The 12806-nt window shown below is 34.8% G+C and carries 11 protein-coding genes; 8 read left to right on the top strand and 3 right to left on the bottom strand.

Features of this window, described 5'->3' with window-relative positions:
- Window positions 1-15 precede the first annotated feature (15 nt).
- The 4 genes from ACZ9EE_RS19700 (at window position 16) to ltrA (ending at window position 5352) form a co-directional block, all read left to right on the top strand.
- On the top strand, window positions 16-1413 hold the full coding sequence (locus ACZ9EE_RS19700; protein ID WP_476029748.1) for a lipopolysaccharide biosynthesis protein: 1398 nt from the start codon (window positions 16-18) through the stop codon (window positions 1411-1413).
- A gap of 104 nt (window positions 1414-1517) precedes the next feature.
- Complete coding sequence (locus ACZ9EE_RS19705; protein ID WP_476029750.1) at window positions 1518-2231, top strand: IspD/TarI family cytidylyltransferase; 714 nt, start codon at window positions 1518-1520, stop codon at window positions 2229-2231.
- Entirely contained in the window at window positions 2228-3259 is a 1032-nt protein-coding gene (locus ACZ9EE_RS19710; RefSeq protein ID WP_476029752.1) for a ribitol-5-phosphate dehydrogenase, read from the top strand. Before ACZ9EE_RS19705 ends, ACZ9EE_RS19710 begins: the two co-directional genes overlap by 4 nt.
- 767 nt (window positions 3260-4026) lie before the next feature.
- The gene (gene ltrA / locus ACZ9EE_RS19715; RefSeq protein ID WP_476025550.1) at window positions 4027-5352 is read left to right on the top strand and encodes a group II intron reverse transcriptase/maturase; all 1326 of its coding nucleotides are present in this window, start codon (window positions 4027-4029) and stop codon (window positions 5350-5352) included.
- 79 nt (window positions 5353-5431) lie between these two features.
- Here ltrA and ACZ9EE_RS19720 read toward each other — a convergent pair whose 3' ends face one another.
- Window positions 5432-6397 (bottom strand): glycosyltransferase family 2 protein, encoded by a 966-nt coding sequence (locus ACZ9EE_RS19720; RefSeq protein ID WP_476029754.1) that lies wholly within the window; start codon window positions 6395-6397, stop codon window positions 5432-5434.
- A 69-nt stretch (window positions 6398-6466) separates the two neighbouring features.
- Window positions 6467-7840, bottom strand: coding sequence for an O-antigen ligase family protein (locus ACZ9EE_RS19725; RefSeq protein WP_476029756.1), 1374 nt, complete (start codon window positions 7838-7840; stop codon window positions 6467-6469).
- Between the two features lie 364 nt (window positions 7841-8204).
- Between ACZ9EE_RS19725 and ACZ9EE_RS19730 the strand changes: the two genes are divergently transcribed.
- The 4 genes from ACZ9EE_RS19730 (at window position 8205) to ACZ9EE_RS19745 (ending at window position 11528) form a co-directional block, all read left to right on the top strand.
- Entirely contained in the window at window positions 8205-8378 is a 174-nt protein-coding gene (locus ACZ9EE_RS19730; protein ID WP_476029758.1) for a hypothetical protein, read from the top strand.
- Window positions 8379-8450: 72 nt separating this feature from the next.
- The gene (locus ACZ9EE_RS19735) at window positions 8451-9221 is read left to right on the top strand and encodes a WecB/TagA/CpsF family glycosyltransferase (RefSeq protein WP_476029760.1); all 771 of its coding nucleotides are present in this window, start codon (window positions 8451-8453) and stop codon (window positions 9219-9221) included.
- Window positions 9196-10344: a glycosyltransferase family 4 protein gene (locus tag ACZ9EE_RS19740; protein ID WP_476029762.1), complete on the top strand. Its 1149-nt coding sequence runs from the start codon at window positions 9196-9198 to the stop codon at window positions 10342-10344. Before ACZ9EE_RS19735 ends, ACZ9EE_RS19740 begins: the two co-directional genes overlap by 26 nt.
- A gap of 122 nt (window positions 10345-10466) precedes the next feature.
- Window positions 10467-11528, top strand: coding sequence for a glycosyltransferase family 4 protein (locus tag ACZ9EE_RS19745; RefSeq protein ID WP_476029764.1), 1062 nt, complete (start codon window positions 10467-10469; stop codon window positions 11526-11528).
- A gap of 126 nt (window positions 11529-11654) precedes the next feature.
- On the opposite strand, the gene ACZ9EE_RS19750 is transcribed toward ACZ9EE_RS19745, so the two are convergent.
- Window positions 11655-12680 (bottom strand): LCP family protein, encoded by a 1026-nt coding sequence (locus ACZ9EE_RS19750; protein WP_476029766.1) that lies wholly within the window; start codon window positions 12678-12680, stop codon window positions 11655-11657.
- Between the last annotated feature and the right edge of the window lie 126 nt (window positions 12681-12806).

Raw genomic sequence — 12806 nt, forward strand, 5'->3', positions numbered from 1 at the left:
AGGAAATAGGTCTTAATGTCTAAACTTATAAAGAATATTATCATTTACTTTTTTGGAAATGTAGCCGTTAGACTGGTATCATTTCTTTTATTGCCAATATATACGAAATATTTGCCTCCAGCAGACTTAGGTTATTTTGATTTAGTTACTTCTATTATAAGCGTCGTCGTTCCTATGCTTTTTATTGAAGTTTGGAACGGTATTCTGCGGTTAATGTTTGACTATACTGAGGAAAAGGATAAACGGAAGGTATTTACAAACGGTTTATTTTTTTCACTAGTATTGGTCGTACTTTCCGTCATTTTATTTTGGATAACTAATCAAATTATGGACATCGATTATTCACTGTGGATTTTTTTCTATGGTATCTTAACGTTATTCCAAAATTTATACCAATTTGGAGTCAGAGGGCTAGGAAAGAATGTTCTTTTCATGGTATCAGGTATTGTCTCCACTTTGGCCACTGCGGTATTAAATCTTATTTTAATTATTAACTATAATATGAAAATAGATGCACTCTTAATATCTGCTTGTGCCGGTATGCTTTTATCGATAATTATCATCGAATTGGGAACCGGACTAATCCTAAAAATGTCACTAAAGGATCTTGATAAAAAAATTATCAAAGAAATGGCCAAGTATTGTGCTCCATTAATGATTAATTCTGTGACCTTTTGGTTTCTTACTAACTTCAACAAGATAATGATATTGAAAAAAATGGGAATGGATTATAATGGTATTTACGCAATTTCTGCCAGGTTCACCACTGCGATTAGTATATTCGTGTCTGTCTTTTCGTTAGCATGGCAGGAGTCAGCGTTTGCTTTAAGTAATCAAGCTGAGCGAGGAAAGAACTATACCAATACTTTAAATATTTATATTCGGTTTCTTTGTGGAGGAATGCTCATACTCATTCCGTTTACTTTTTTAATTTTTCCATACTTTATTGCCCATGAATATCGGGAAGCAAAAGCAATCCTTCCAATTTTTTATGCAGGGACCATTGCCAGTGCCATTAGTAATTTCTTTGGTCATATCTATGGGGCTGAAAAACAAACCAAAGTTATTTTTTCAACCACCATAGTCGGCAGTGTTATTAGCGTATTAACTGTTTATACGCTTATTGGTATCATTGGATTGCAAGCCGCAGCGTTGTCCATTTTATTAGGATTCCTTGCAACGATAATTATGAGGTACATCATCATTCAAAAAACAGTGAAAATTACCATGAATTATAAATATCTCATTTCTTTAACCATATTCTTTTTGATTTCAGCTTATTTCTTTTATTATACTAAAACTATCGGTAATGCAGTTTCGTTAATCATTATGTTAGGATTTTGGGCTTATACTTCGCGAGAGCTTTTTCAAAAATTACTTTCAGTAGTTCTTGTTCGGTTTAAATCCCATTAATCGTGCAGTGACTTTAACTTACTAACCTCATATCCTGGAATGATATGAGGTTTATTTTTAAAAAAGTATTGATGCATTATTAAAAAGAAAAGAGGTTTTAAAACATGATTTATGCAGAAATTCTTGCTGGCGGTAAAGGAACTAGAATGGGAAATATTAATATGCCAAAGCAATTCTTAACCTTAAATAATAAGCCGATTATTATACATACGATTGAGAAATTTATTTTAAATCATCGATTTGATAAAATTTTGGTTATATCCCCAAAAGAATGGATTAACCATACAAGGGATATCATCAACAAACATATTGGCTCAGAGGGGCGGATTATTGTAGTAGAAGGCGGTTCTGATCGAAACGAATCAATTATGAGTGGAATTCGTTATATAGAAGATAATTTTGGTATTAATGATGACGATATCATTGTTACTCATGACTCAGTCAGACCTTTTTTAACACACAGAATCATTGAGGAAAACATTGTAGAAGCATTAGAATGGGGTGCAGTCGATACAGTGATTGAAGCGACTGATACAATCATTCAATCCGAGGATAGCGAATTCATTTCTGATATTCCCATTAGAAGGATGATGTTCCAGGGACAAACACCACAAAGTTTTAATATCAAAAAGTTGGTGGATTCCTATTCCTTACTCTCTGATAATCAGAAGAGTATATTAACGGATGCCTGTAAAATATTTTCTCTACAAGGTGAAAAGGTTAGACTTGTCAGAGGAGAAGTTTTTAATATAAAAATAACCACACCTTACGATTTAAAAATAGCAAATGCGTTTATTCAGGAGTGGATCGCAAAATGATTAACCAAGTTTATCGTTTAGTTTCCCCAAGACAATTTGAGGTTTCTTATAAGGATCGTTCCCTGCAATTTGATGAAGACTTTGTGGTAGTCAGGCCTACTCATTTATCTATTTGTGCAGCCGACCAAAGATACTATACAGGGTCTCGCGGCAAGGAAGCTATGACGAAAAAACTGCCAATGGCCCTTATTCATGAGGGAATTGGAAAAGTTGTCTATGACCCTAGAAAGGCATTCCCAATCGGTACACCTGTTGTCATGGTTCCTAATTCACCTTCAGAAAGTGATGAGATTATTGCGGAGAATTACCTTCAGACAAGCAAATTCCGTTCGAGCGGTTATGATGGCTTTATGCAGGATTATGTCTTTCTTAAAAGGGATCGCATAGTTGAAATACCAGAGGACATTAATCCGTTTGTTGCTGCATTTACGGAGCTTTTCACCATTGCGATGCATGCCATCACACGATTTGAAGCTAGGGCTCACAAAAGGCGCGAGGTTTTTGGGATTTGGGGGGATGGAAATCTCGGATTTATTACCGCATTAATTCTGAAGAAAAAGTACAAAGCTAGTAAAGTCTATGTGTTTGGGAAGACAGAGTATAAATTGAATAACTTTTCTTTTGTAGATGAAACTTTTGAGATTGATAAAATACCGGCAGACTTAAGTATTAACCATGGGTTTGAATGTGTAGGCGGCAAAGGGAGTCAAGCTGCCATTAACCAAATAATTGATTATATTCATCCAGAAGGATCTATTTCAATTTTGGGAGTTTCAGAATACCCTGTTGAAATAAATACCAGAATGATTTTAGAGAAAGGAATCACCCTGATTGGAAGTAGCCGAAGCGGTAGACAGGATTTTATAAATAGTATCGACTTTATGAAAGAATTTCCTGAGGTAGTGGAGTATCTTCAAACGTTAATAGGAGACATCTATGAGGTCAAATCCATTCAAGATATTTTACAAGCATTTGAAAAGGATTTAACCTCCTCGTGGGGGAAAACTATTTTAGAATGGAAGATTTAGTCCCCTCCTATTGGCTATAGAGTAGCCTAATTAGTTGAGATCCCAAAGGTATTCGCAGTTGAAAGAATAGGACAGGTAGCATTGAAAAGACCAGCAAAATAAATTGCTGGTCTTTTGCGTGCGCTTGGCAGCGCATCGCTCTAATGGGTGAAAGTCCCTAACATGCCGTTGTGGCGGAAATGTATAGCTAACAGGTAGTGCGAGTATCGTGAGATTTCGTGCGGAGGACCTGAAGGCAAAGCTCGGAACAGGTGGCTGTAACCATGTTGGCTGATAAGATGGGATAACCCTGCGCAAAATGGGGACGTCCAATACCACACTGTATCTTATTAGTTATGAGGACTGGCTTCGAGTGAAAGGCGATGAACGTGACCCAAGGAGATCTCATCATCTCCACCGTAGGTGGTAACTCTTTTTCAAAGCCGCGAAGGACAAGAAATGGACTATGGAAGGTGAGAAGTCAGAGCAGGGGATAGTAGTGATTAAACTTGTTGGAAACGCCACAAAGACAAGTGACTTATCACAATGTTGATAAGGCAGACATTGACCCAAAAGGCAGTGAACTGATGCGAAGCCCGTCTGTCCATGGAAGATAAGCAATACGAACTTATCTACTCGTCATGTACTAAACAGAAGTCGATGAGGCAGAAAGCCGAAGAATCGAGACCGAAAGAAAGTAGGTTGTTTAGGGCGAAGTACTAATATTAAATATCAGCCATTGGTTTTACCTATTCAGTTGATAATGTATTGGGAAAGGAAACGAATGCATGAATGAAGCAATAGGAAAACGAAGCTTACGTGTAGTGGAGAATTCTAAAAAGAAACGCAAGTGGTACAGCTTAATGGACAAATTATGGAACTATCAAAACCTGGAACTAGCCTTTTATGACGTGAAGAAAAATCGCGGTTCACACGGAGTGGATAAAGTAACGATTAAAGAGTATGAAATAGAATTGGAACACAACTTAAGAGTGCTCCAAGAATCTCTGCGTTTAAAAACATATCGTGCAAAACCAGTCAGAAGAGTTTTCATTCCAAAAGCTGATGGTACAAAACGTCCACTAGGAATTCCAACAGTAGAAGACCGTATTCTCCAAGCCGCAACCAAAAGAATACTTGAACCAATCTTTGAACAGAAATTCTTAGACTGTAGTTTTGGATTTCGTCCGAACCGTAGTGCACATATGGCGATAGATAAAATCCGACAGGATTTGATGGATGGGTATAACTTTGTAATTGATGCGGATATAAAGACCTATTTTGATTCAATTCCTCATGATAAGCTTATCGATTTAATCAAAGAAGAAGTTGTGGACAGTAGCGTACTAGCATTAATAATGCAATTCCTAAAATCGGGAATCCTTGAAAACGGAAGTTTTTATGAAAGTGACACTGGGAGTCCTCAGGGTGGCGTAATCAGTCCATTATTAGCAAACATCTATCTGCATCCACTCGATGAAATGATGATGGAAAGAGGTCACCGTATTACAAGGTATGCGGATGACTTCGTCATCTGTTGCAAATCCCGAAAGGGTGCAGAAAGAGTACTAAGAACCGTAGTGAAGCTCTTAGAGGAAAAATTAGGTTTGAAAGTTCACCCTGACAAAACTAAAATTGTAGATAATTATGAAGAACCGTTTGTCTTCCTAGGTTACGTTTTCAAAAAAGGGTATTTCCATTCTCCATCAGACAAAGCAGTAAAGAAATTCAAGAAAAGTATCAAGGATGTAACGAGAAGAAACCTAACAGTTAATTTGGAAGAATTCGTCAAGAATCGAATAAACCCCATTGTTAGAGGATGGGGAAGATACTTTGGGGTTGGATTTTCAAAGACTTTATTTCAAAAGTTAGACTCATGGATTCGAAGAAGGCTTAGGATGATTCAGCTAAGAAGCTGGAGAAAAATAAGAAAGCTCCACAGGGAGCTTCGAAAAAGGAATTGGAAGGGCGACCTTCCGCGTCTTTCAATGACTAGATGGAGGAATTCTAAAACCGAACAAGTACATTTTGCGATTCCTAATGAAAGGTTTCGAGAAATTAAACTTGTTTTTCTTTTAGACATTTACAATGAACTACATCCTCAAAGGGGATAAAGTGGAGGAGCCGTATGCGATGACCCGCACGTACGGATCTGTGAGAGGCGCATGAAATTTTCATGCGCCTACTCTATGTTTACTTTTTAAGCAGGCATTTTAGGTAAAATTTATAAACCAATTTTTTATTCAGGAGGCTTGTATTGAGTATTTTAAGGGAAAGAAACATTTTCCACATCCAAAATCCATGATGTGAACCCCGATTGCTTAAATCAAGCCAAAGCCAATTGAGAACCTCTTTTTTATCATGGTTATGTTCTTCGGCCTGATCGCTGATTTGTTCTAATTTTTCTTTTATTTCAGTAATCTGATGTTTAGACAAATAGCGATCGGCATATTGATTTCGATTAAAGTTTATTCCAATTCTTTTCAATGCTTCTGTCGTAATTTTATATGTCATTGTCTGTTGTTCTGTATTGTGGACCCTACTAATTCCACCGGGGGATAGTCGATACAGTAGTAATGGTTCATCGATATTTGTTAGTTTGAACTTCTCACTCATGAGCTGAAATAGTTGATAATCCTCTGCATGAAGATAATTGGGATCATAACGATAATTATTCTCAATTAGTATACTCGTTCTAAACATAACGGTTGGATGAAAAAAGACATTGAATGCACGCATAACATTTCTTATTGTATTCGGATTGGAAATGACAAGTGGCTGGAAGAATTTTTTCCCCATCATTTTTATACCGGTTCCACAAAGAGCAATGTCCTTATTATCCTCCATGACTTTATACTGCTTTTCTAAACGGGTTGGAAGACAAATATCATCAGCATCCATCCGGGCAATATATTCTCCTTCTGCTAATTCAATCCCTCTATTTAAAGTTGCAATTAACCTCATGTTCTTTTCATTATTTACTAGTCGAATTCTTGGATCTGAATATGATTTAATAATTTCTTCACTTTCATCAGTGGAACCATCGTTAATGATAAGAAATTCAAAATCAGTAAATGATTGGCTCAAAACACTATCAATTGTTTCCCTAATGTATTCAGCAGCATTATATACAGGCATTAATACAGTTATTTTTGGCATTAATTATTCACCTCAATTAATATTTCTCTAAAAAAGTAACCCAGTTTAACCAGGTTACTTAAAATTTGTTTATTTAGCTGTGGGGGAAACCACTCTCATGTACAAATAAGCAACTAAAATAGCTAGGTAGATGCTAACAGCCGGTGCTGTAAATACATGCCCTGCTGTGTAAGCTATGCCTAAACCTAAAACTATCCCACAAGCCACCATTACGTTTTCAAAATTGAACTGTGTCTTCAGGTTTAACAAAACCTTTTTTCCAATCAAGAATGCAAAGAAAATAAAAGGACTAAAATACAAGATAAAACCTAGAATCCCAAACGAAAAAAATAAATCATAAAAGTCCATTTCTATTAATTTGGGCTGTTTTGTATAATTGCCTGCGTACCCCATTCCAAGTAGTTTTTGGGATATAGGCGCGTGGTTGAAATATTGTTTTTGTTGCTCTAAGTAGGAGCCTCTTCCGCTAAGAATTAAGTTTTCCATCTGCTGTTTATCTAACTCTTTGTTCTCAGGAACATCCTTCTCCACATTTTTTTTATCGGAAGGAGGTGCTGTTTTTTGTTCATTTTTTAGTAAGGTTAAATGGATAGCAGTGTTTTCAGCTATAGGAGAAAAAGGTATATAAATGGTAAACAGAATTAGGATGATAGCATTTATTATAAGGTTTACTTTTATCGTATTCCTCTGCCCCTTTTTACTCTTTATGAATTCAATAACCATTAGAAATAGGCTAAGGATAAGCGTAATGGAAGCTGCACCAAATCCAACCTTAGTCCCGACTGCTAGTAACGAATAAACTAACAGGATTGTGGGAATCCAGTAATAAGCTGTTTTAAATGAGGAAGTTTTCTTAAAAGCATATAAGACAATAATTGGGAAGCATATAGACATTATAGCGCCAAGCTCATTTCCTGCATAAAACCAGCCACTGTGCCCTACTTTGTTATATTTATAACTATTGAAAGCAGTATTAGTTAAATCAGCTAGTAACATGGTTATACCCACTAGAGACATCGCGTAAAAGAAATACTTTTGAACAATAGTTTGCCATTCGGACTTCGAATTCAGTTGCTTAAACACAAAAAGATAAGTATAAAAGAGAATAACAAAATATACCGTCTTAAATAGGAACTTGATCTCCTCACCAACACTAATAGGCGATTTTACCATCATATTGTTGATAAGTCCCATTATTAAAAGAAGACCAAGCAAAAATAAATAAATAATACTTGTACGTTTATTTTTGGAATAGGAAAAAAAGAAAATATAACTTATTCCAAGTAACATAATTACAAACCTGATGATAATGCCTGCCGTAAATTGAGATTTAAAATGAATAATTGACAATGATGTAATTAAATCTAAAATCGGTTGGACTAAAATAAACAGTAAAAATATATTTTCAATAGTATTTGTTAGTTTTTTTCTAATTAGTGGCATCTCTGTTCATTTCCCCTTCTTTGCTTGATTCTACTCCCATTTTTAATTTCTAGGTTCTGTGATATTGGCTGTTGATTGCAGCGAAAGAAGCCCGCTTTCCCTTGCCCCGTACTCCTCTAATCAACAGTGTATAAAAAACAGAAATATCGTTTACCAAAGCTAATTTCTAAACATCTACATTTTTTAGCCATTATATATTTTAATATAGAATAACCATAAGTGCTATAGTTAATGCTGTGCTCGTGGATTTTACGCTGCTATTATATCATTCATTTTTTAAAATATTTTGAAGGGTTAAATTTCCAAAATTTATTAACAAAAGTTAATATCCGACATATATTTAGTAGGAATGGAGGGGGAATGCTTGGATTTTAATAGAAGAATAGAATTATTTGTTGTAAATTATCTTTTTTTGTCCTCCTATTTTCCTGTTTTATCATTTGAGTTTGGAAATGGATATGGGGATGTTTGGAAAACCAGCCGTCTAGTGGAACGGCTATCTGATACCGTTTGTCAAAGGAAAAAGAATCGAATATAATTGACATTTAGATTAACCTTATATTGACTTGATTTTTAGCTCGCATTGCATCGGGCATTAAAACTCAATCGTTTGAAAATATTTGTTCTTGGGGATGGATATATTATGAACAGTAATAAAGTTAAAATATTAAACATGGCTTTTGATTCCATTACAAAAGGAAAGCTTTTAAAGGATTTAGTAATGAAAATCGAAGATAAGCAGAAAACTTTTGTTGTCACCGCAAATCCTGAAATTGTGATGGAGGCAGATAAAGATACAGCATATGCCTCCGTTGTAAATAGTGCCGATTATATCATTGCTGATGGTATTGGAGTGGTAATAGCCTCGAGAATTCTAGGTAATCCATTACCAGAAAGGATCGCAGGATATGATTTATTATTGCAATTATTAAGAGAAGGAAATGAAAAAAATTGGTCTGCTTATTTTTTAGGTGCTAAAAGGGAAGTAATTGAGAAAGCGGTAAACAATATTAAAGAAAATTATCCAAATCTAAATATTTCCGGATGGCACGATGGGTATTTCGATTGGAGTTCTTCAAACATAGCAGATGAGATTGCAGAAAAAAAACCTGATCTTATCTTTGTTGCATTAGGATTCCCAAGGCAAGAACAATGGATTGCACAAAATATGAACAACTTTGATAAAGGTATTTTCATGGGGGTTGGCGGAAGTTTTGATGTAATCGCTGGCGAGGTTAAGAGAGCGCCAATCATATGGCAGAGAATGAACTTGGAATGGCTATACCGCTTATTAAAACAACCCAGTCGTTGGAGAAGAATGTTAGTGTTACCCTTATTTCTAATTAAAATCTCGAATGAAAAATTTAAATCGAATAGATGATAGGGAGATAATAATGAAAGTATTGCACTTAAATGCAGGTAACGAAACAGGAGGAGGGATGGTCCATATCCTGTCTCTTCTTAAAGAACTGTCTAAAGAACCTGACCATTTTGTATTAGGACTTTTTGAAAAACATGTATTCTATGAAAAGTCATTAGCTGCTGGGATACATACAGTTGTATTTGAGCAAGATACTAGGTACAATTTTGGAATAATTTTCAGAGTAATAAAGTACATAAAGCATGAAAACATTGATATTATCCATACCCACGGAGCTAGAGCGAATTTGTATGGATATTTAATCAGCAAATTAACAAAAGTTACGTGGATGACAACTGTGCACAGCGATCCAAGGAATGACTTTTTAGGCAGGGGATTTATCGGAAGTGTTTTTACGAAACTACATTTGATGGTTTTGAAGAAACCCGATTATTTTTTTGCTGTTTCAGAAAGATTTAAGGAAATGTTGTCTGGTTTTGGCATAGCTCCGGATAAAGTAAAAACAATTTATAATGGAATTGATTTTCAAATGCGGGTTGAGAAACAAATTCCTCGTGAAACCTTGAAACTTTCCAAAGACGATTTCGTCATATTAATGGTAGCAAGATTTGATCCTGTAAAGCGTCATGACTTAGCAATTGAAACGGTTGAATCATTAATAACTGACCAGCCGGAAACAAAATTGTTATTGGTGGGAGACGGCCCTACAAAAAAGGATATTCAAAATCTGGTTAAACAAAAAGGTTTAGAAGGTCATGTTCAATTTCTAGGCTATAGAGAAGACGTTAATGCCTTATTTGAATTAGCCGATATATCACTTTTGACTTCACTAACGGAAAGTTTTCCTTTAGTCTTACTCGAATCTGCTAGGGAAAAAACTCCAGTTATTACAACAGATGTTGGTGGTGTTCGTGATATGATTCCTGATGACAGTTATAGTATTGTTCTGGATGACTCAGAAGTTAAAACGATTGTTACAGCATTAAAAAAGCTTTTTCAATTAAAAAAAGATAATAAACTAAAAGAAATGGGTACTAAACTTTATGAGTTTACCTCAAAGCGCTTTTCCATACATTCGTTTGAGCAAAGTATTTATAGGATGTACAAATTGTCGAAAAAGTAAAAAATATTTCCTATTAGAGGGGAATATGCTATAATCCAAAAGGAAATAGATTAATATATTCAATTAATCTTTGTTTATTTAATATTTATCAAAAATTTTTACAGTAAATACGGAGGCGCTGTATGTTATTCCTAACATTAATTATCTGTTTCTTCACGGCAATACTCCTTACACCTATGATAAAAAGACTTGCTTTTAAGGTTGGTGCAACTGATCGACCAAATAAAAGAAAAGTTCATCAAAAGATAATGCCTAGAATGGGTGGACTGGCAATATTTATTAGTTTTGTAATTGGAATTTTGATTGTACGCCCAGATGCATCTTACCATTGGCCAATCATAATTGGTGGTATTATAATTATCATCACGGGGGTAGCTGATGATATGAAAGAAATATCCCCAAAAGTAAAATTGTTTGGTCAAATTTTAGCAGCTCTAATTGTTACTGTTTATGGGGATTTAAATCTGGAATTTATTAATCTACCATTTGGTGGAAAAATAGAATTTGGGATTTTAAGTATACCAATTACTATGTTTTGGATAATCGGTATTACAAATGCAATTAACCTCATCGATGGATTAGATGGATTGGCTGCGGGTGTATCTTCCATTGCTCTATTATCTATTGCAGGAATGGCCATGATAATGGGAAATATATACGTTATGGTCATCGCCTTAATTCTTGCTGCTAGTTCAATTGGTTTCCTTGTATATAATTTTCATCCGGCCAAAATATTTATGGGTGATACTGGAGCTTTGTTCTTGGGCTATATGATTAGTGTTCTGTCACTTCTTGGATTTAAAAATGTAACGTTTATTTCACTTATTATACCAATTATTATCTTAGGTGTTCCGATTTCTGATACATTCTTTGCAATCATTAGAAGGTTAGTGAATAAACAACCTCTTTCGGCACCTGATAAATCACATCTTCATCATTGCTTGATGAGGGCTGGATTTTCTCATAAACAAACAGTGTTACTAATTTACGCAATGGCATCTGTCTTTGGTTTAACGGCATTTATCTTTTCTCAATCAACGGTTTGGGGCTCTTTGATTGTTATACTAGCTTTATTAATTACAATAGAGGTTATTGTCGAGAAAATTGGTTTAGTTCGAGAAGATTATAAACCACTTCTAAATTTCATGAAGGGTATAAAGCCAGTTAATATAAAAGATCGATAAAAAAAAGCCTATGGCTTTCATTTAATAGAGTGGTAGTTTATTAAAAAGGTTATAGGGAGAAATTAAAATTTAATAAAGAATCGTATAAGCCGGATTACTTTGTAATTCGGCTTTTTTCGATCGTAATTAAAGTTGTTCATCCGTGGCAGTTAAGACTTCTGAATTAGTTGAATCAATTCCTAAATGTGCCTTTAGGATATTCCTCGTTTTATTAAGATTTGTTTCATCAAGTTTATAATAGTAAACCTTATTGATATACTCATCCCCACCTTCTAGGTTTAGGGTGTCGATTGTTAGACCATTACCTGTTAATCCATAATCCAATAGAGATTTCATATCATTAAAAGACATATTTGTAGTCAGGTTGTCGCCAACAGCATTTATTATGTCTGTGTGCTTGGTAATAGATTTAATAGAAAGAGACTTTTTCAGAATTGCTTTTAAGATTTCTTGCTGCCTCATTCCACGCATAATATCCGAATCCTTATGTCTAGTCCTTGCTAATGCGAGAGCTTGTTCTCCGTTTAAAGTTTGTAGTCCTGGATTTAGGCGAATTGCGTTTTGGTGGTCTTCTGAATCTTGTTCAGAGATTGCGTAAGGGACTTCCACATCAATTCCATCTAACGTATTTACAACATCAATAAATGCATAAAAGTTTACCTTCACGTAATAATCAATTGGGATATCTAGTAATTCCTGTACTGTTTCAATCGTCATTTTTGGTCCGCCATAAGCATGTGCATGAGTGATTTTATCATACTTATCTTTACCTGGAATATAAACATACGAATCGCGCGGTATACTTAATAATTTAACGGTTTTATCCTTTTTATTTAGAGTAGCTACTAAAAGGGCATCAGACCGAACTGCATTACCATATTCCTTTTTACGACTTTTGCTCTCATCAACCCCTATAAGAAGAATTGAAATATTGTCTAAATCTGGATTCACCTTTGTAGTCCTTTTAGAAACGGTTTTAACTGGTTTATATGACTTACTAACAGCTGATTCTGCTTTTTTCAATAAAGACGTCGCATATGCTGCTCCGCTTAGGAACAATATAAGAATCGGAATAAATATCCACATAAAAATACGCCGTTTACGACCTTTTTTCTTCTGATTTATTCTCTGAGAACGTTGAAATTCGGACATACGATTTCTCCCTTATATAAAATGATATTTTTAGTTATAAATACCAATCATCATTGTACCTTTTTTTGTAGATAACGTAAATTGAATTTTTATGTCGGAAAATGTAAAAAAATCGATTATATACTG

Source organism: Bacillus sp. URHA0034 (assembly GCF_056280405.1).